Source organism: Pseudomonas sp. BR20 (assembly GCF_050780135.1).
In the GTDB taxonomy this organism is placed as follows: Bacteria; Pseudomonadota; Gammaproteobacteria; order Pseudomonadales; family Pseudomonadaceae; genus Aquipseudomonas.
In genome coordinates this window covers 1,755,717-1,774,727 of record NZ_CP172012.1, presented here as the reverse complement: position 1 = coordinate 1,774,727, position 19,011 = coordinate 1,755,717, and the positions used below count along the sequence as shown (strand labels likewise).

The window sequence follows — 19,011 nt, the reverse complement described above, 5'->3', positions numbered from 1 at the left end:
TCTCAGTGTTCTTGCTAGCCGCGTCGATCCAGCAGGTTCACCACCAACCGATCAATCCAGCCCCACACTCGTTGCTTCACCCGCCGCCACAATGGCCGCGCCTTCCACGCTTCCAGGCTGACCACCTGGCTCTGGGCAAAATCCGCGGTAAAACTCGCCACTACCGCCTGCGTCAGTTCAGGGTCCAACGCTTCGAGGTTGGCTTCCAGGTTGAAGCGCAGATTCCAGTGATCGAAATTGCACGAGCCGATACTCACCCAGTCGTCCACCAGCACCATCTTCAGGTGCAAAAAGCACGGCTGGTACTCAAATATCTGCACGCCTGAGCGCAGCAAGCGCGGGTAATAACGATGCCCGGCGTAGCGTACGGACGGGTGATCGGTGCGCGGGCCGGTGAGCAGCAGACGCACATCCACCCCACGCCCTGCCGCCCGACGCAATGCGCGGCGCACACCCCAAGTGGGCAGGAAGTACGGCGTGGCGAACCAGATACGTTGCTGGCTGCTGTTCAGCGCGCGGATCAACGATTGCAAGATGTCGCGGTGCTGTCGGGCATCAGCGTAGGCCACTCGGCCCAGGCCAGGCCCCGTCGCCGGCACCTTGGGCAAACGCGGCAGACCGAAATGGGTGGCGGGCTTCCACGCACGGCGCGCGACATTGGCGTGCCATTGCCGCTCGAACAGCGCTTGCCAGTCCAGCACCAGCGGGCCGCTGATCTGCACCATCACTTCATGCCAGTCGGCGGTGTCTTGCCCTGGCGTCCAGAACTCATCGGTGACGCCCGTGCCGCCGACCACGGCAATTTCCTGGTCGATCAGCAACAGCTTGCGGTGGTCTCGGTACAGGTTGCGCATCCAGCGGCGCCAGCTCAGGCGATTGTAGAAACGCAGCTCCACACCGGCGTCCGTCAGGCGTTTGCGCAGCCCAAGGGTAAAGGCCAGGCTGCCGTAATCATCAAACAGACAACGCACCCGCACGCCGCGCTCGGCCGCGAGCACCAATGCTTGCACCATGGCTTCGGCGCAGGCTCCGGCCTCCACCAGGTACAACTCCAACTCCACTTGCCGCTCGGCCCGGGCAATGCCCACCAGCATCTGCGGAAAAAACTGCGGGCCGTCGATCAACAACTCGAAACGGTTGGCGCTGCGCCACGGGAACACTGCGCCGCTCACGTCAGCGCGCCGTAAAAATCAGCACCGCACCCACCGGTACCGACAAACTGATCGACTTGAGCCCGGCCGCTTTGCGCAACACCGCCACCCCCGGCGCCAGGTCGAAATCCTCGGCATGCAACACCACCGGTTCCAGGGTCACCACCTGGAAACGCCGGTCATCCAAGCGCGTGGCCAACAACTCGGCGCTGTAGGTCTGGGTCTTGCCATGCAGGGTGACGCTCAGGGGCAAGCGCAGTTCCAGTTGCGCGCCGGGGGCCAGGTCATTGATCGGTTGCAGATTGATCTGTGCGCTGATCAGCGCTTCGGGGAAGGTCTTGATCTCGAACAGCTGATTGCGCATGCGCTCGTCACGCAGCGGAATGCCGCTGTTGACCGACTCCAGTTCCACTTCCAATTGCGCCGCGCCCTTGCTGTCGACCTTGCCATGCAGCACCAGGAAGCGATGGACTTCAGCGATCTCGGTATTTTTGGTGGTGACGAACGACAGGCGTGAGGACTCGTTGTCCAGATACCAGTCGGCGTGGGCGGGTACGGCGGCAGCGACCAGCAGGGCAAAGGCCAGGGGTTTGATTAAAGACGCGTTGAACATTAAGGACTCGTAGGGCGAAAAACCTGCACGAACCTTAAGCGCAATGTCACGAACGGCGCAAATCCAATGTGGAAGGTGACTTGCGCGGTGTCAGGGATTCAGACGACAGCCCTGCCGATCCCCCAACCACCTGGCACTGTGCGTACGCCCCAACCCGCTCGCCGTCACTTCACTGCGCTCCGGGTTGTCGCTGAACGCACTCGTGGGTACGTACTGCTTCACATAACCCCGGCAATAGTCGGCTGGATTGTTCGCCACATAGCGGCACGAGCAGTACTCCTTGGCGGTATACGCCGCGATGATGTCGGGGAAGGCTTGCAGGTTGACGCGCTCGTGCCAAACCCAGCCCGACAGGGCGAGCAACAGCACCAGAAAAAGGCTGGTAAACGGCCGACGACGAATCATGGTTGCACCGCCGCAAGCACGCGTTTGAGCAGTTCGTTATGGCGGTAACTGCCGTCGCGATCATCGCCATAACGCACGATGACCAGGTGTTCGTCAGGCATCACATACAGCGCCTGGCCCCAATGACCGAGGGCGGCGAAGGTGTCGGTGGGGGCATCGGGCCAGGGTCTTGGGGCGCCTTGGTTGAGCCACCATTGGCCACCGGGGACGGCTTCGTCCTGGCCTGCGGTGTATTTGTCGAAGGGTTGGCGGTTAAAAGCGACCCAGTCTTTGGGCAGCAATTGTTGATCCCCCCAGCGCCCGTCGCGAGCCATCAGCAGGCCGACACGCGCCAGGTCACGTGCGGTGAGGTAAGCGTAGGACGAGGCGACGAAGGTTTCGTCGGCATCGGTTTCCCAGGTGGCGTTGTGAATGCCCAGCGGCTTGAACAGCGCGTCCCAGGGGTAACTCATGTAGGCCTTGTGGCCGAGCATGCCCTTGAGCGCGGCGGACAGGATATTGCTGTCGCCGCTGGAATAACGAAAGGCCTGGCCTGGTGCACTGAAGGATTCGGTGTTGGCGGCGAACTCGGCCATATCGGCGCGACCACGGGTGTAGAGCATCGCAACCACCGAGGATTTCAGCGGCGCGTATTCATAGTCTTCCTGCCAGTCCAGGCCCGAGGCCCAGTGCAGCAGGTCGGCCATGGTCACCTTGGGATGCTGTTTCATCGGCGGGTAAAAACGCGACACCGGGTCGGTCAATTTGAAGCGGTTGTCGCCGTAGGCCACACCCAAGACAGTGGCCATCAGGCTTTTGCTGATGGACCAGGTCAGGTGCGGCGTGCTGGCCGTGGTCGGCGCGGCGTAGCGTTCATAGACAAGCACGCCGTCGCGGATCACCAGCAGCGCATCGGTGCGAATGCCTTGGCGGGTGGTGTCATCACGCGGGGGAAAAGCGTAGGCGTCAAGGGCGTCGACAGCGGGGCCGGCGAGCGGCGTACCCTTGGCCCACTCCTTGTCAGGCCAGGTTTCAGCGCAGGCGGTAACGGTGACGAACAGCAGGGCAACGCACAGCAGGCCTCTGACCATAGACACACACTCAAGGGAGCATTCAAGCCCGCGAGCCTAGCCGAGGGCGATGACAGATTTGCTACAGAGGGGCTGTCATCCAAGCGTCACCATAACTTCATGGAGATGACACCGAGCCTACATAGCCTGAGTTTGGACAAACAAGTCGACCGGCCTGAACGTGGCTGGCACTCGGAGATTCGCCATGACTCAGATCGCCCGCATCAGCGACACCGGCAATGAACGCCGTCTGCAAGCCGAACGCCTGGTTGGCGCCACGGCTTTGCAGGAAGCCCAGGCCCTGCGGTTCAACGTATTCAGCGGCGAGTTCAACGCCAAGCTGAAAGGCGCGGAACATGGCCTGGACATGGATGACTATGATGTTCACTGCAGCCACATCGGCGTGCGGGACTTGAACAGCGGTCGACTCGTCGCCACCACCCGTTTGCTCGACCACCAGGCCGCCAGCACCCTGGGCCGGTTCTACAGCGAAGAAGAATTCAGCCTGCATGGCCTGCTGCATCTGCAGGGCCCGATCCTGGAAATCGGCCGCACCTGCGTCGACCCGGCCTACCGCAACGGCGGCACCATCGCCGTGTTGTGGGGCGAGCTGGCCGAAGTGCTCAACCAGGGCGGCTACAGCTACTTGATGGGCTGCGCGAGCATCCCGATGCACGACGGCGGCATCCAGGCCCACGCGATCATGCAGCGCCTGCGCGAACGCTACCTGTGTAACGAACATCTGCGCGCCGAACCAAAAAAACCGTTGCCGGCGCTGGACCTGCCGACCAACGTAATCGCCGAGATGCCACCGCTGCTCAAGGCCTATATGCGCCTGGGTGCGAAGATCTGCGGCGAGCCATGCTGGGATGAAGATTTCCAGGTGGCCGACGTGTTCATCCTGCTTAAGCGCGATGAGCTATGCCCGCGCTATGCGCGCCACTTCAAGGCGGCCATGTGATGAGCCGCCTGCGCGTGTACGGGCGCATTGCCCGCGTACTGGTGGTAGTGGCGCTGGGCTTGAGCATGGCCAGTGTGTTTGGCCTGTTCGAACGCTTGGGCGTGGCCAACTCGATGGTGCGTCGCCAGCGCTGGTCGCGGTTCTTCATGGCGCGACTGACCAATGCCCTGCCCTTTCGCGTGACGGTGCACGGCGAGGTACCGCAAACGCCGATGCTGTGGGTGAGCAACCACGTGTCCTGGACCGATATCCCGTTGCTGGGCGCAGTGGCGCCGATGTCGTTTTTGTCCAAGGCCGAAGTGCGCACCTGGCCGGTGGCCGGCTGGTTGGCGGCCAAGGCCGGTAGCTTGTTTATCCGTCGCGGTTCGGGTGACAGCCAACTGATCCGCAAGCAGATGACCCGCCACCTGGAACAACAGCACCCGCTGCTGATGTTCCCCGAAGGCACCACCACCGACGGCCGCAGCCTGCGTACATTCCACGGGCGCTTGCTGGCCAGTGCGATTGACGCGGATGTGTCGCTGCAACCAGTGGCCATCCGTTATCTGCGCGATGGGCAGATCGACCCGCTGGCACCGTTTATTGGCGATGACGATTTGCTCTCACACCTGATGCGCCTGTTCGGCAATGACCAGGGCGATGTGGAAATCCATGTGCTCAAGCCGATTGCCTGCGCCGGGCAGGAACGCGCGGCGCTGGCGTTCCAGGCGCAACAGGCGGTGCAGAAGGCGTTGTTTGGGCCGGTGCCGGAGACTGAACAAGTGCATGCTCGACCGGCTTTTGCAGCCTGAGATGTGAACACAGTTCAAATGTGGGGGGGGGGGGGCTTGCTCCCGATAGCAGTGGATCAGCCCGCATCGGTGGTGGCTGGCACACCGTAATCGGGAGCAAGCCCCCTCCCACATTTAGCTTTGTGTTGTCAGGTGGTTATGCGCGAAGGCTTGCAGTTCGGGGTAGAAGATCCGGAAGTCTTCACTCAACGGTTCATACAACTCACGCAATTCCTGCATCGCACACCCTAATTCCTGGGGTTGTGTCAGCCGCCGCGAAATCCCGCGCAACACCGGCTCCATCACCGCAAACTCGCGGTACGACCCCAACCAATCATCCGCGGCCATAGACGGCGCAATCTGCGCCAGCCGTCCCGGTAACTGCGGTTCGGCAGCCAATACGCGGTACACCTGCGAGGTGAAGTGCTCCAGAGGCTGGTCGGCGTACAGCACCCAATCCCGCGCCAGGCAGTGATCGAAGAACACATCGAGGACAATCCCGGCATAGCGCCGGCGAGTCAGGCTGAAGCGCGACAACGCCTCGCCCACCAAAGGATGGCTGTCGGTAAAGCGGTCGATCGAGCGATGCAACTGGATCGCCGATTCGATTTGCGGGCTGAACTGGCCCTGCAGGCGGCCTTTGACGAAGTCGCCATAGAGGCTGCCCAGCAGTTGCGCAGGAAGTTGGCCGCCCAGGTGCAGATGTGCGAGATAATTCATGCCGCGCAGTTTAGCACTGCCATCAACGTATCGTTATAACCCGATATACCGATTTAGCCTGAGATCAGAGCGAAATCATATTTGTATATCGGGATATAACGATTTAAGGTTCGCCTCATCGCGATATAACGCTTTACGACACCGAGCACCTGCCATGTCCATCGACCTCGACGAAATAATAAAAGCCCTGGCACACCCAGTACGACGAGACATCCTCACCTGGCTGAAAGACCCGAAAGTGCAGTTCCCCGAGCAATTGCACAACCACGAATACGGCATCTGCGCCGGGCAGATCGACCAGCGCTGCGGCTTGTCCCAGTCGACCGTGTCGGCCCACCTGGCCACTTTGCAACGTGCGGGACTGATCAGCAGCCAGAAGGCCGGGCAGTGGCACTTTTTCAAGCGCAATGAGGAAGTGATCCAAGCTTTCCTCGCGGCGCTTACCACTGAACTCAGCGCTGAAATCAGCGCGCCGTTGTAACAAGGAAACGATAATGCCCCTCTCGCTACTCATACTGGCCCTGAGCGCCTTCGCCATCGGCACCACCGAGTTCGTGATCATGGGTTTGTTGCCCGATGTGGCGGCAGACCTCGGCGTGTCGATTCCCGGCGCCGGCTGGCTGGTCACCGGCTATGCCCTGGGCGTGGCCATCGGTGCACCGTTCATGGCACTGGCCACCGCCAAGCTGCCACGCAAGGCGGCGCTGGTAGCGTTGATGGGCATCTTCATTATCGGCAATCTGCTCTGTGCCCTGGCCAGTGACTACAACGTACTGATGTTTGCCCGTGTGATCACCGCGCTGTGCCACGGTGCGTTCTTCGGCATCGGTTCGGTGGTCGCCGCCAACCTGGTGCCGGCCAACAAGCGCGCTTCAGCCGTGGCCCTGATGTTCACCGGTTTGACCCTGGCCAACGTGCTCGGTGTGCCTCTGGGCACCGCGCTGGGCCAGGAAGCCGGCTGGCGCTCGACCTTCTGGGCGGTGACGGTGATTGGTGTGGTAGCGCTGATCGGCCTGATCCGCTTCCTGCCGGCCAAGCGTGACGAAGAAAAACTCGACATGCGCGCCGAACTGGCCGCCCTCAAGGGTGCCGGTATCTGGTTGTCGCTGAGCATGACCGCGCTGTTCGCCGCGTCCATGTTCACCCTCTTCACTTATGTTGCGCCGCTGCTCGGCGATGTCACCGGCGTCTCGCCCAAAGGCGTGACCTGGACCCTGCTGCTGATCGGCCTGGGCCTCACCGTGGGCAATATCATCGGCGGCAAGCTGGCGGACAAACGCCTGGCGGCCACCCTGATCGGCGTGTTTATCAGTATGGCGGTGGTGTCCACCGCACTGACCTGGACCAGCGTCGCCGTGATCCCGACCGAAATCACCCTGTTCCTGTGGGCCACCGCTTCGTTTGCCGCCGTACCGGCGCTGCAGATCAACGTGGTGACCTTCGGCAAGGCCGCACCGAACCTGGTGTCCACCCTGAATATCGGCGCCTTCAACATCGGCAACGCCCTCGGCGCCTGGGTGGGCGGCAGCGTGATTGCCCACGGTTTCGGCCTGACCAGCGTGCCTCTGGCGGCAGCCGCCCTGGCGATCCTGGCACTGCTGGTGACCCTGATTACTTTCCGTCAGGGCGGCGATGCCGACCTGGCCCCTGCGACCAACTGATCAACTTCAAAGAGAAGGGTGTTTTCCCATGACGACTATTTTCGATCCGATCAAACTGGGCGACCTGGAATTGTCGAACCGCATCATCATGGCGCCGCTGACCCGCTGCCGCGCCGATGCCGGCCGCGTACCCAACGCGCTGATGGCCGAGTACTACGTGCAACGTGCTTCCGCCGGGCTGATCCTCAGCGAAGCCACCTCGGTGACACCGCTGGGCGTGGGCTACCCGGACACGCCGGGCATCTGGTCCAATGACCAAGTGCGCGGCTGGGCCAACGTCACCAAGGCCATTCACGGCGCGGGGGGCAAGATCTTCCTGCAACTGTGGCATGTAGGGCGGATCTCCCATGAGTCCTACCTGAACGGCGAAACCCCGGTGGCGCCGAGCGCGATCCAACCCAAGGGCCACGTCAGCCTGATGCGCCCATTGGCCGACTACCCGACGCCGCGCGCCCTGGAAACCGCTGAAATCGCCGACATCGTCGACGCTTACCGCACCGGTGCCGAGAATGCCAAGGCCGCCGGCTTTGATGGCGTGGAGATCCACGGCGCCAACGGCTACCTGCTCGACCAGTTCCTGCAAAGCAGCACCAATAAGCGCACCGACAACTATGGGGGTTCCCTGGAAAACCGTGCACGCCTGCTGTTGGAAGTGACCGATGCGGCCATCGAAGTCTGGGGCCCTGGCCGTGTGGGTGTGCATTTGGCACCGCGCGCCGACTCCCACGACATGGGTGACGACAACCTGGCCGAAACCTTCACCTATGTCGCCAGCGAACTGGGCAAGCGTGGCATAGCGTTCATTTGCTCCCGTGAAAAGGAAGGGGCGGACAGCCTCGGCCCCCAATTGAAAAAAGCCTTCGGCGGCGTGTACATCGCCAACGAACGCTTCACCAAGGACAGTGCCAATGCGTGGCTGGCGGCTGGCAAGGCGGATGCGGTGGCCTTCGGCGTACCGTTCATTGCCAACCCGGACCTGCCGGCGCGCCTGAAGACCGATGCGCCGCTGAACGAAGCACATCCGGAAACCTTCTACGGCAAGGGCCCGGTGGGTTACATCGACTACCCGACCCTGCCGCTGTAATCGGCCGAAACCTGAAACCAAATGTGGGAGAGGGCTTGCCCCCGATGGCGGTGCGTCAGTCACAGTATGTGTTGACTGAACCACTGCCATCGGGGCTAGCCCTCTCCCACATTGTTGGCTGCGTGCAAGTTCTGGCTACATTGCTTCACAGAACCGCAACAAAATCCCTACAAAATACTTAGGCGGCTACCTATCAACCGCCCGCCAGCCCGTATATAAAGTCACCCCACCAATCAGGCAGAAGGACGATTGACTGTCCTTGGGCTTTACTGTTGACACACCCTGATGCAATTACGCATTTTGTCTTAATTGCGCAGGCTGGGGCTCCAGCGCAGCATGTCCAGCCCTGCATCCACCCAGCGTTCGGCTTCCTGATGTAACTGGAAGCTGTCGGGTACCAACAGCCACTGGCCAATCAGGCCGTTGATGTAGGCATGGATGCACACCGCGCCACGGGTAGTGTCGAGATTTTCCGGAAGTTGCCCGCGATGGACCGCGTTACGCAGTGTCAGGCCGATACGCAGGTTGCATTCCAGGCTGTGGGTCTGGCGCTGCCGGCGCATGTCGCACATTTCATCGGTGAATTCGCACTTATGGAACAGGATCTCATTGATGCGCCGGGTTTTCGGGTCCAGGGCCACTTGATGGAACAGATGAATCAGCAGCTTGCGCATACAGCCCAGCGGGTCGATTTCGTCCTCGCTTTCGCTGGCCCTGGCCAACTCGTCCAATGGCTCATGCAAGGTGTCGAGCAGCGCCTGCAACAGATCGGATTTATTGCTGAAGTGCCAGTAAATGGCGCCCCGCGTCACACCGGCCAACGCGGCGATGTCCGCCAGCGTAGTCCGCGCAACGCCGCGCTCGTAGAAGGCTTGCTCGGCGGCATCGAGAATCTGGCTGCGCGTTTCCTGAGCTTCCTCTTTGGTGCGACGAACCATGGCAGTAAAACCTCAATCAGGACACTTGGGACTGACGTTAACGCCGCGTTAACTGGCGCTGACGATCATCTGAATAATTGTGGGACGGCACCGTCATGGGCGCCGAACGTACTAAAATCGAGGCTTTTGACGATGCTTTGTAAGCATTGCGCAAAACCTGTCAAGAGTTTACAAACAACCATGAACGTAAGTATATTGCGTAGCAAGCTACTTATCCACTCACGGCTTGTTTTTTACCCTTCCACCCTTCTTGTGCGCACCCTGCGCGCCTGACCCGAGGATCTTCATGCAACTTAAGCCAGCTGTTACCGCTCTGGTCACTGCCGTCGCCCTGGCATCGCTGCTCAGCGGATGTAAAAAGGAAGAAGCGGCTCCGCCCGCTCAAGCCCCTCAGGTCGGCGTGGTCACCATTCAACCGCAAGCCTATACCCTGACGTCCGAGCTGCCAGGCCGCACCACCGCCTACCGCATCGCGGAAGTTCGCCCACAGGTCAACGGCATCATTCTCAAGCGCCTGTTCAAGGAAGGCGCGGATGTGAAGGAAGGCCAGCAGCTCTATCAGATCGACCCGTCGGTCTATGACGCCACGCTGAAAAGCGCACAAGCCAGCCTGACCCAGACCAAGTCCATCTCCGACCGCTACAAGCAGTTGGTCGATGAGCAAGCCGTGAGCCGTCAGGAATACGACACCGCCGTCGCCAACCGCATGACCGCGGAAGCAAACGTTCAAACCGCCCAGATCAACGTGCGCTACACCAAAGTGTTCGCGCCGATCTCCGGGCGTATCGGTCGTTCTTCGGTGACCGAAGGCGCGCTGGTCAGCAATGGCCAGGCCGATGCCATGGCCGTGATCCAGCAACTGGACCCGATCTACGTCGACGTCACGCAGTCTTCGGCTGAAATGCTGAAACTGCGCCGCGACCTGGAAAGCGGCCAACTGGAAAAAGCCGGCGCCAATGCCGCCAAGGTCAAGCTGACCCTGGAAGACGGCAGCGACTACGGCCACGACGGCAAGCTGGAATTCTCCGAAGTCTCGGTCGACCAGACCACCGGCTCCGTGACCCTGCGCGCCGTATTCCCCAACCCTGACCACACCCTGCTGCCGGGCATGTTCGTACACGCCCAGCTGCAAGCCGGCGTGAACAGCAAGGCCATCCTCGCACCACAGCAAGGCGTGACCCGCGACCTCAAGGGCATCCCGACCGCACTGGTGGTCAACGCCGACAACAAGGTCGAGCAGCGTGTACTGGTGGCCAACCGCACCGCCGGCGCCTATTGGCTGGTGGAGAAAGGCCTGAACGCCGGTGACCGCGTGATCACCGAAGGCTTGCAATACGTCAAGCCGGGTGTGGAGGTCAAGGTCAAGGAGGCTGACAACGCCAAGCCCGCCGGTTCCGCCGCTGCTCCTGCTGCCGCGCCTGGCCAGGGGGAGTAATCCATGTCGAAATTTTTTATCGACCGTCCCATTTTCGCCTGGGTAATTGCCCTGGTGATCATGCTGGTCGGGGCACTGTCGATCCTGAAGTTGCCCATCAACCAATACCCGGCCATCGCGCCAACCGCCATCGACATCCAGGTGACCTACCCAGGCGCGTCTGCACAAACCGTGCAGGACACCGTGGTGCAGGTCATCGAGCAACAGCTCAACGGTATCGACAACCTGCGTTATGTGGCCTCGGACAGTAACTCCGACGGCAGCATGACCATCACCGCGACGTTCAACCAGGGTACCAACCCGGACATCGCCCAGGTTCAGGTACAAAACAAGCTCAACCTGGCGACCCCACTGCTGCCGCAAGAAGTGCAGCAGCAGGGTATCCGTGTAACCAAGTCGGTGAAGAACTTCCTGATGGTAATCGGTCTGGTGTCGGAAGACGGCAGCATGACCAAGGATGACTTGTCCAACTACATCGTTTCCAACATCCAGGACCCGATTTCCCGGACTGCGGGTGTGGGTGACTTCCAGGTGTTCGGTTCGCAGTACGCCATGCGTATCTGGCTGGACCCGGCCAAGCTGAACAACTTCCAGCTCACGCCGGTCGATGTCAGCACCGCCATCGCCGCCCAGAACGTCCAGGTGGCCACCGGTCAATTGGGCGGCCTGCCTGCCCTGCCCGGTAACCAGCTGAACGCCACCATCATCGGCAAGACCCGCCTGCAAACGGCGGAGCAGTTCGGCAACATCCTGATGAAGGTCAATGCCGACGGTTCCCAGGTTCGCCTGCATGACGTTGCCCGCATCGAACTCGGCGGCCAGAACTACAGCATCAGTGCGCAGTTCAACGGCAACCCGGCTTCCGGTATGGCGATCAAGCTCGCATCGGGCGCCAACGCCCTGGACACCGCCAAGGCCATTCGTGCCACCGTGGCGTCCCTGGAACCGTTCTTCCCGCCTGGCATGAAGGCAGTGGTGCCGTATGACACCACCCCGGTCGTGACCGAGTCGATTTCCGGTGTGGTTGACACCCTGGTCGAAGCGATCGTGCTGGTGTTCCTGGTGATGTTCCTGTTCCTGCAGAACTTCCGTGCCACCATCATCACCACCATGACCGTACCGGTGGTATTGCTGGGTACCTTCGGGATCCTCGCGGCATTTGGTTTCACCATCAACACCCTGACCATGTTCGGCATGATCCTGGCCATCGGCTTGCTGGTGGACGACGCCATCGTCGTGGTGGAGAACGTCGAGCGGGTAATGGCCGAGGAACACCTGTCGCCGAAAGAAGCGACGGTCAAGTCCATGGGCCAGATCCAGGGCGCCCTGGTGGGTATTGCCCTGGTGCTGTCGGCGGTACTGTTGCCGATGGCGTTCTTCGGCGGCTCCACCGGTGTGATCTACAAACAGTTCTCCATCACCATCGTTTCGGCCATGGCGTTGTCGGTACTGGTTGCGCTGATCTTCACCCCGGCCCTGTGCGCCACCATGCTCAAGCCGATCGATCCGGAGAAGCACGGCCAACCCAAGCGCGGTTTCTTCGGCTGGTTCAACCGCACCTTCGACCGTGGCGTACTCAGCTACGAGCGCGGCGTGGGTAACATGATCAAGCACAAGATCCCGGCGTTCCTGGTGTACGCGCTGATCATCGCCGGCATGATCTGGCTGTTCATGCGCATCCCGGCTGCGTTCCTGCCCGATGAAGACCAGGGTGTGATCTTTGCCCAGGTGCAGACGCCGGTAGGTTCGTCGGCTGAACGTACGCAAAAAGTCATCGACGACATGCGCGCCTACCTGCTCAATGACAAGGAAGGCGAGCCAGGCGAAGGCAAAGGCGTGAAATCGGTGTTTACCGTAAACGGCTTCAACTTCGCCGGCCGTGGCCAGAGTTCGGGCCTGGCCTTCGTGATGCTCAAGCCGTGGGACGAGCGTGATGCTTCCACCTCGGTATTCGAGATTGCCAAGCGTGCCCAGGGTTACTTCATGCAGACCTTCCAGGACGCCATGGTGTTTGCCATTGTGCCGCCGTCTGTACTGGAACTCGGTAACGCCACCGGTTTCGACGTGTTCCTGCAAGACCAGGGCGGTGTCGGCCATGAAAAACTGATGGCTGCGCGTAACCAGTTCCTGGGCATGGCTGCCCAGAGCAAGATCCTGGCCGGTGTGCGCCCCAACGGCGTGAACGATGAGCCGCAATACGAGCTCACCGTGGATGACGAGAAGGCCAGCGCCCAAGGCATCACGCTGTCCAACATCAACCAGACCCTGGCGATTGCCTTGGGTGGCAGCTACGTCAACGACTTCATCGACCGTGGTCGAGTGAAGAAGGTGTACGTGCAGGGTGAAGCCGCGAGCCGGATGTCCCCGGAAGACCTGAACAAATGGTACGTGCGCAGCGACTCCGGGAAGATGGTGCCGTTGTCGGCCATCGCCTCGGGCAAGTGGATCTACGGCTCGCCGAAGCTCTCGCGTTATAACGGTGTAGCGGCGATGGAAATCCTCGGCACCCCGGCACCGGGCTACAGTACCGGTGACGCCATGGCCGAAGTTGAACGCATCGCCAAGCAATTGCCGGCGGGCGTGGGCTATGCCTGGACGGGCCTGTCGTATGAAGAACGCCTCTCCGGCTCCCAGGCGCCGGCGCTGTATGCGCTGTCGCTGCTGGTGGTGTTCCTGTGTCTCGCGGCACTGTACGAGAGCTGGTCAATCCCGATCGCAGTGATCCTGGTGGTTCCGCTGGGCGTGGTGGGTGCGTTGATCGCCACCAGCATGCGCGGCTTGTCCAACGACGTGTTCTTCCAGGTGGGCTTGTTGGTAACGGTGGGCCTGGCGGCGAAGAACGCCATTCTGATCGTCGAGTTCGCCAAAGAGCTCCACGAACAAGGCAAAGGCATCGTCGAGGCCGCCATCGAGGCTTCCCGGATGCGCCTGCGGCCGATCATCATGACCTCCATGGCGTTCGTCCTCGGCGTATTGCCGCTGGCGATCTCCTCGGGCGCCGGCTCAGGCAGCCAGCACGCGATCGGTACCGGCGTAATTGGCGGTATGATCACGGCCACGGTATTGGCGGTCTTCTGGGTGCCACTGTTCTTCGCAACCGTGTCCGCCATGGGCGAACGTAACAAGACTGAACCTAAGCACACTCCTAAAGAGGCTGGCCAATGAGCAAGTCGCTACTTTCCTTAGCCGTCACGGCATTCGTGCTCAGTGGCTGCTCGCTGATCCCTGACTACCAGCGCCCTGAAGCGCCGGTGGCAGCTCAGTTCCCACAGGGGCCGGCGTATTCGTCGGCCCAGGCGCCGGGACAGGCCGCTGCCGAGCAGGGCTGGAAACAATTTTTTCATGACCCTGCCCTGCAACAGCTGATCCAGACCGCGCTGGTGAACAACCGTGACCTGCGTGTCGCGGCCCTGAACATCGACGCCTATGCGGCGCAGTACCAGATCCAGCGTGCCGACCTGTTCCCGGCCGTATCGGCCACGGGCAGCGGAAGCCGTTCGCGCACCCCGGCCAAGCTGTCGCAGACCGGCGAATCGACCATCACCAGCCAGTACTCGGCCGGCCTCGGGATCAGTTCTTATGAGCTGGACCTGTTCGGTCGTGTGCGCAGCCTGAGTGAAGAAGCCCTGCAACAGTACTTCGCCACTGAAGAAGCGCGGCGCAGCACCCAGATCAGCCTGGTGGCCAGTGTGGCGAATGCCTACCTGACCTGGCAGGCCGACAAGGAACTGCTCAAGCTGACCCAGGACACCCTGGGTGCGTACGAGCAGAGCTTCAAGCTGACCTCGCGCAGCAACGAAGTCGGCGTGGCCTCGGCCCTCGACCTCAGCCAGGCGCGCACCTCGGTGGAAAACGCCCGCGTGGCACTGGCACGCTACACCCGCCAGGTGGCCCAGGACGAAAACAGCCTGACCCTGCTGCTGGGCACCGGCCTGCCGGCGAATATCGCCAGCAAGCCGCTGTCGGATGACCTGCTCAGCGACGTACCGGCCGGCTTGCCCTCGGACCTGCTGCAACGTCGTCCCGACATCGTGCAGGCCGAGTACAACCTCAAGGCCGCCAACGCCAACATCGGTGCGGCCCGTGCAGCGTTCTTCCCGAGCATCAGCCTGACCGCCAGCGCCGGCACTGCCAGCCCTACCCTGGGCGGCCTGTTCAAAGGCGGTTCGGGCACCTGGTCGTTCGCCCCGCAGATCAACATCCCGATCTTCAACGCCGGCAGCCTGCGCGCCAGCCTGGACTATTCGAAGATCCAGAAAGAGATCAACGTGGCGAACTACGAGAAGGCGATCCAGACCGGCTTCCAGGAAGTCTCCGACGGCCTCGCCGCGCGTGAGACCTACAAGCAGCAGCTGGAAGCCCAGCGTGGCTTCGTCGCGGCCAACCAGGATTACTACCGCCTGGCCGAGCGTCGCTACCGCATCGGTGTCGACAGCAACCTGACCTTCCTCGACGCCCAGCGCCAACTGTTCAGTGCCCAGCAATCGCTGATCACCGACCGCCTGGCGCAGCTGACCAGCGAGGTCAACCTGTACAAGGCCCTCGGCGGTGGCTGGAACGAGCAGACCGCGAAGAACGAGCCGCTGAAAGAAGAAGCACCGGCGTTGAAGTTGTTCTGATAGCGCCGTTGTAATCAAAACCGCTTCCTTTACTGGAAGCGGTTTTTTTATGCCCGGTCATCGGTGCTTTGCGATAGCCAGAATGTTTTTGTGACAGCGGGCTTGGTTTGGGGCTGCTTCGCAGCCCAACGCGGGGCAAGCCCGCTCGCCATAAAACTCGCCCGCCTTGCTTTGCGCTCAACCTTTCAGGGTAAAATCTGTCACAGATTCTTACAGACCACAGAGGGAGCTTGTCGTAATGATCGTAGGAATCGACTTGGGGACCACAAACAGTCTCGCAGCCGTCTGGCGCGGTGATGCCGCCGAAATGGTGCCCAATGCCCTGGGCCAGTTGCTGACCCCCAGCGTGGTCGGGCTGGATGACCAAGGCCGTGTCTTGGTAGGCCAGGCCGCCAAAGAGCGCCTGCACACCCACCCGCACCTGACCACCTCGCTGTTCAAGCGCTACATGGGCAGCGCCACCGAAGTGCGTCTGGGCGACCGCTCGTTCCGCCCCGAAGAACTCTCGGCGTTGGTGCTCAAAAGCCTCAAGGAGGACATAGAGCGTACCTACGGCCAAACCGTCACTGACGCAGTGATCAGCGTGCCCGCCTACTTCAGCGACGGCCAACGCAAGGCCACGCGCATCGCCGGTGAACTGGCGGGGCTCACCGTTGAGAAACTGATCAACGAACCGACCGCAGCGGCCCTGGCCTACGGCCTGCATCAGCGTGATAAAGAAACCTCGTTCCTGGTCTTCGACCTCGGCGGTGGCACCTTTGACGTGTCGATCATCGAGTTGTTCGACGGCGTGATGGAGGTCCGCGCCAGCGCCGGCGACAACTTCCTCGGTGGCGAAGACTTCGACACCCTGTTGCTCGAACACTTTGTCGACAGCCAACGTAACGCCACAGGTTTCCCGCCCACCCGCACTGTGCTGCAAGCCCTGCGCCGCGAAGCCGAGCGCGTGCGCAAAGCCCTGGGCCAGGATGACAGTGCTGAGTTCGCCCTGCGTGTCGACGGCCAGCAATGGGTTAAAACCGTCACCCAACAGGAGTTGGCCAAGCTCTACACCCCGCTGCTGGAGCGCCTGCGCGCGCCGATCGAACGCGCCCTGCGCGATGCGCGGATTCGGGTCGGCGACCTGGATGAAATCCTATTGGTGGGCGGCACCACGCGCATGCCGCTGGTGCGCAAACTCGCCGCCGGCCTGTTCGGGCGCTTCCCCTCCATCAGCCTCGATCCCGACCAGGTGGTCGCCCACGGCGCGGCGATCCAGGCCGCGCTCAAGGCGCGCTCCGCCGCCCTCGAAGAAGTGGTGCTGACCGACGTCTGCCCCTACACCCTGGGCATCGAAACCTCGAACCAGTACGGCGGCCATATCGAAAGCGGCCATTACCTGCCGTTGATCGAACGCAACAGCAGCGTGCCGGTGAGCCGGGTCAAAAGTGTGGTCACCCTGCACGACGACCAGACCCGCGTGCTGCTGAAGATCTATCAAGGCGAAAGCCGCCTGGTCAAAGACAACATTGAGCTGGGCCAACTGGATATTCCCGTGCCCAAGCGCAAGGCCGGTGAAGTCTCGCTGGACGTGCGTTTCACCTACGACAACAACGGCCTGCTGGAAGCCCAGGTGAATATCCCGCTGACCGGCGAGCAGCATTCGCTGGTGATCGAGAACAACCCCGGCGTGCTCAACCCGCAGGAGATCCAGCAACGCCTGCAAGCCCTGGCGCAATTGAAGGTCCACCCACGCGACCAGCAGGTCAACACCGTGCTCGTCGCCCGCCTCGAACGGCTCTACCAGGAAAACCTCGGCGAGCTGCGCGAACAGCTCGGCCATTGGGCGGCGCAGTTCCAGCAGGTACTCGACACCCAGGACGAACGCCGCATCCGCGAAGCGCGCAGCGAACTGACCCGTCAACTTGAGCAACTCGACAACGGGTTCTGGCGCTGAGGGAACACCGATGGATTGCTGGACCGTACTGCAACTGCCGGATGACGCCGACGAGCGCACCATCAAGCGCAGCTATGCGCGGCTGCTGAAAAGCTGCCGCCCGGACGACGATGCCCAAGGCTTCCAGCGCCTGCGCGAAGCCTATGAACACGCGCTGAGTGAAGCACGCTGGCGGGCTGATAACGAAGAGGAAGAACGCGTCCGGGCGCCCGTGGCCGACGCGGTCTACGGAAACCTGAATGACCTGGCCGAACTGATGGACATCAGCCCCGTCAGCCCTGCGCCCTTCGAAGCCCACACACCCGACCCGGCCCAGGCACTGCTCGACGGCCTCAACGCGCGTAACCTCGATGAACGCTGGGCCCAGGCTCGGCAACAGGGCTGCACCGATGCGTTCCAGGCCGGCCTGTTGCGCCATTGTTTCGACGCACCGGGCGAACGCAGCGCCATCGCCGGTTGGGCCGCGCAACACCTGGAATGGCTGACCCCCTGGCAACAGGTGGCGATGACATCCTGGCAATACGAAGCGCTGACCGGCGAACTGCTGCAAGACTACCGCCGCACCCTGCAGGAACTCCTGGAGCATAAGGCCGAGCGCGAGTTCATCACCCAGCTCACGCAGTACAACGACCAACCCTGGCTGCGGGTGTTCGACCTGCAACAGCAGTGGCAACGTATCGTCCTGCACCTGCTGCATGACACCCAATGGAGCGTGCCGCTGTTCGAGCGCGTGTGCCAGGCCTTCGGCTGGGACGACCAGAAAGGCGTCTACCCGGAACCGGCGTGGATGTGGCGCGAACTGGTGTCGCGTTGCGAGCAGGAAAGCTTCTACGCCAACTTGCAAGACAAGGCCCAGGATACGCGGCGCACATCAGCCGATGCCCTGGCCGCGCGCCTGCTGCTGACACCGATGTCCGCCACGCAACACAAACGCATGATCGATGGGTTTGGCGAAAACGAGTGGAACGCCTGCCAGCACCTGGCGCAAACACTGACCTGGCGCTATCCGCAACTGGTCGAGCGCCTGCCTCAAACAGACCTGTTCTTTTGGCGCAAATTCGTGCCTCGGCCGATCTACACCCAGGTGTTTATCCGGCTATGGGCCATCTTCGCTTTGGGGCTTGGCCTGAGCATCGCCCACGATAAGCCAGACAGAATGGACGGGATGTCGCTGGTCATTTTCATGTTGATGGCGCTCGTGCCGGCGGCCGTTGGCTTTCGCGTCACCCAAATGTGGGCCGGGATGAGTTCAACCTATCGGGTTCTGGATGTGTGGCTGAGCCAGTACCTGATCCCCAAGCGAATCAACCCCAATGACTACTGGCTGGTCATTCGCCACGGCGTCCCGCAGGCGATCATGCTGGTGGCCTGCGGCTTGATGCTCGGCGTGCTGGGCATGTTCACCTACGCGGGTATGGTCCTGATCAACCTATTGCACAAGACGCGTATCGGTCAGATGAGCCAGAAATTCAGTGAAAGCTACCCGTGGCTGAACGGTTTGCACTGGGCCTTCTGGAGCCCCCTGCAAGTGGTGTTTCTAGTAGTGATGGTGGCGCTGATCGTAGCTGCGCAACACTACCTGCCGGCGGTGCCCTGGACCCACTTCGACCTGCCCAAACGATAACCCGCAAATGCCGGGCCACAGCGCCCGGCAACTTGCGTTCGATCA

At 61.7% G+C, this 19,011-nt stretch carries 16 protein-coding genes; 10 read left to right on the top strand and 6 right to left on the bottom strand.

Features of this window, described 5'->3' with window-relative positions; all coding sequences use genetic code 11:
* Window positions 1-14: 14 nt before the first annotated feature.
* The 4 genes from ACHPFG_RS07900 to ACHPFG_RS07885 form a co-directional block, all read right to left on the bottom strand.
* Window positions 15-1,172, bottom strand: a complete 1,158-nt coding sequence (locus ACHPFG_RS07900; RefSeq protein WP_431702018.1) for a phospholipase D-like domain-containing protein — start codon at window positions 1,170-1,172, stop codon at window positions 15-17.
* A gap of 1 nt (window position 1,173) precedes the next feature.
* The gene (locus ACHPFG_RS07895) at window positions 1,174-1,764 is read right to left on the bottom strand and encodes a YceI family protein (RefSeq protein WP_145334959.1); all 591 of its coding nucleotides are present in this window, start codon (window positions 1,762-1,764) and stop codon (window positions 1,174-1,176) included.
* A 90-nt stretch (window positions 1,765-1,854) separates the two neighbouring features.
* Window positions 1,855-2,169: an amidase gene (locus ACHPFG_RS07890; protein WP_065938841.1), complete on the bottom strand. Its 315-nt coding sequence runs from the start codon at window positions 2,167-2,169 to the stop codon at window positions 1,855-1,857.
* Complete coding sequence (locus ACHPFG_RS07885) at window positions 2,166-3,239, bottom strand: serine hydrolase domain-containing protein (RefSeq protein WP_431702017.1); 1,074 nt, start codon at window positions 3,237-3,239, stop codon at window positions 2,166-2,168. The genes ACHPFG_RS07890 and ACHPFG_RS07885 overlap by 4 nt, the downstream gene beginning before the upstream one ends.
* A 184-nt stretch (window positions 3,240-3,423) precedes the next feature.
* Between ACHPFG_RS07885 and olsB the strand changes: the two genes are divergently transcribed.
* Window positions 3,424-4,179, top strand: a complete 756-nt coding sequence (gene olsB, locus ACHPFG_RS07880) for an L-ornithine N(alpha)-acyltransferase (RefSeq protein WP_131697168.1) — start codon at window positions 3,424-3,426, stop codon at window positions 4,177-4,179.
* Window positions 4,179-4,970 carry a lysophospholipid acyltransferase family protein gene (locus ACHPFG_RS07875; protein ID WP_431702016.1) on the top strand — a complete coding sequence of 264 codons (792 nt, stop codon included), beginning with the start codon at window positions 4,179-4,181 and terminating at the stop codon, window positions 4,968-4,970. Before olsB ends, ACHPFG_RS07875 begins: the two co-directional genes overlap by 1 nt.
* A gap of 114 nt (window positions 4,971-5,084) precedes the next feature.
* On the opposite strand, the gene ACHPFG_RS07870 is transcribed toward ACHPFG_RS07875, so the two are convergent.
* Window positions 5,085-5,669 (bottom strand): ACP phosphodiesterase, encoded by a 585-nt coding sequence (locus ACHPFG_RS07870; RefSeq protein ID WP_184744401.1) that lies wholly within the window; start codon window positions 5,667-5,669, stop codon window positions 5,085-5,087.
* A 154-nt stretch (window positions 5,670-5,823) separates the two neighbouring features.
* On the opposite strand from ACHPFG_RS07870, the gene ACHPFG_RS07865 reads away from it, so the two are divergent.
* Genes ACHPFG_RS07865 through ACHPFG_RS07855 form a run of 3 tightly spaced genes read left to right on the top strand, consistent with a single transcriptional unit; the run spans window position 5,824 to window position 8,414 of the window.
* Complete coding sequence (locus ACHPFG_RS07865) at window positions 5,824-6,150, top strand: ArsR/SmtB family transcription factor (RefSeq protein ID WP_431702015.1); 327 nt, start codon at window positions 5,824-5,826, stop codon at window positions 6,148-6,150.
* Window positions 6,151-6,163: 13 nt separating this feature from the next.
* Window positions 6,164-7,330: an MFS transporter gene (locus tag ACHPFG_RS07860; RefSeq protein ID WP_431702014.1), complete on the top strand. Its 1,167-nt coding sequence runs from the start codon at window positions 6,164-6,166 to the stop codon at window positions 7,328-7,330.
* Between the two features lie 28 nt (window positions 7,331-7,358).
* Entirely contained in the window at window positions 7,359-8,414 is a 1,056-nt protein-coding gene (locus ACHPFG_RS07855; RefSeq protein ID WP_431702013.1) for an alkene reductase, read from the top strand.
* A gap of 305 nt (window positions 8,415-8,719) precedes the next feature.
* Here ACHPFG_RS07855 and ACHPFG_RS07850 read toward each other — a convergent pair whose 3' ends face one another.
* On the bottom strand, window positions 8,720-9,352 hold the full coding sequence (locus ACHPFG_RS07850) for a TetR family transcriptional regulator (protein ID WP_090408288.1): 633 nt from the start codon (window positions 9,350-9,352) through the stop codon (window positions 8,720-8,722).
* Between the two features lie 286 nt (window positions 9,353-9,638).
* Here ACHPFG_RS07850 and ACHPFG_RS07845 point away from each other — a divergent pair, with 286 nt between their 5' ends.
* The 5 genes from ACHPFG_RS07845 (at window position 9,639) to ACHPFG_RS07825 (ending at window position 18,966) form a co-directional block, all read left to right on the top strand.
* Window positions 9,639-10,787 (top strand): efflux RND transporter periplasmic adaptor subunit, encoded by a 1,149-nt coding sequence (locus tag ACHPFG_RS07845; protein WP_131697174.1) that lies wholly within the window; start codon window positions 9,639-9,641, stop codon window positions 10,785-10,787.
* Window positions 10,788-10,790: 3 nt separating this feature from the next.
* Entirely contained in the window at window positions 10,791-13,952 is a 3,162-nt protein-coding gene (locus ACHPFG_RS07840) for an efflux RND transporter permease subunit (protein WP_431702012.1), read from the top strand.
* Window positions 13,949-15,406, top strand: a complete 1,458-nt coding sequence (gene adeC, locus ACHPFG_RS07835) for an AdeC/AdeK/OprM family multidrug efflux complex outer membrane factor (RefSeq protein ID WP_431702011.1) — start codon at window positions 13,949-13,951, stop codon at window positions 15,404-15,406. The genes ACHPFG_RS07840 and adeC overlap by 4 nt, the downstream gene beginning before the upstream one ends.
* Before the next feature lie 238 nt (window positions 15,407-15,644).
* Window positions 15,645-17,342 (top strand): molecular chaperone HscC, encoded by a 1,698-nt coding sequence (locus ACHPFG_RS07830; RefSeq protein ID WP_131697176.1) that lies wholly within the window; start codon window positions 15,645-15,647, stop codon window positions 17,340-17,342.
* A 10-nt stretch (window positions 17,343-17,352) separates the two neighbouring features.
* Complete coding sequence (locus tag ACHPFG_RS07825) at window positions 17,353-18,966, top strand: J domain-containing protein (RefSeq protein ID WP_431702010.1); 1,614 nt, start codon at window positions 17,353-17,355, stop codon at window positions 18,964-18,966.
* Window positions 18,967-19,011: the final 45 nt, after the last annotated feature.

Coding starts and splice junctions, on each gene's coding strand:
- ACHPFG_RS07895 (WP_145334959.1), bottom strand. CDS start 1,764: ATGTTCAACGCGTCTTTAATCAAACCCCTGGCCTTTGCCCTGCTGGTC.
- ACHPFG_RS07890 (WP_065938841.1), bottom strand. CDS start 2,169: ATGATTCGTCGTCGGCCGTTTACCAGCCTTTTTCTGGTGCTGTTGCTC.
- ACHPFG_RS07885 (WP_431702017.1), bottom strand. CDS start 3,239: ATGGTCAGAGGCCTGCTGTGCGTTGCCCTGCTGTTCGTCACCGTTACC.
- olsB (WP_131697168.1), top strand. CDS start 3,424: ATGACTCAGATCGCCCGCATCAGCGACACCGGCAATGAACGCCGTCTG.
- ACHPFG_RS07875 (WP_431702016.1), top strand. CDS start 4,179: ATGAGCCGCCTGCGCGTGTACGGGCGCATTGCCCGCGTACTGGTGGTA.
- ACHPFG_RS07870 (WP_184744401.1), bottom strand. CDS start 5,669: ATGAATTATCTCGCACATCTGCACCTGGGCGGCCAACTTCCTGCGCAA.
- ACHPFG_RS07865 (WP_431702015.1), top strand. CDS start 5,824: ATGTCCATCGACCTCGACGAAATAATAAAAGCCCTGGCACACCCAGTA.
- ACHPFG_RS07860 (WP_431702014.1), top strand. CDS start 6,164: ATGCCCCTCTCGCTACTCATACTGGCCCTGAGCGCCTTCGCCATCGGC.
- ACHPFG_RS07855 (WP_431702013.1), top strand. CDS start 7,359: ATGACGACTATTTTCGATCCGATCAAACTGGGCGACCTGGAATTGTCG.
- ACHPFG_RS07850 (WP_090408288.1), bottom strand. CDS start 9,352: ATGGTTCGTCGCACCAAAGAGGAAGCTCAGGAAACGCGCAGCCAGATT.
- ACHPFG_RS07845 (WP_131697174.1), top strand. CDS start 9,639: ATGCAACTTAAGCCAGCTGTTACCGCTCTGGTCACTGCCGTCGCCCTG.
- ACHPFG_RS07840 (WP_431702012.1), top strand. CDS start 10,791: ATGTCGAAATTTTTTATCGACCGTCCCATTTTCGCCTGGGTAATTGCC.
- adeC (WP_431702011.1), top strand. CDS start 13,949: ATGAGCAAGTCGCTACTTTCCTTAGCCGTCACGGCATTCGTGCTCAGT.
- ACHPFG_RS07830 (WP_131697176.1), top strand. CDS start 15,645: ATGATCGTAGGAATCGACTTGGGGACCACAAACAGTCTCGCAGCCGTC.
- ACHPFG_RS07825 (WP_431702010.1), top strand. CDS start 17,353: ATGGATTGCTGGACCGTACTGCAACTGCCGGATGACGCCGACGAGCGC.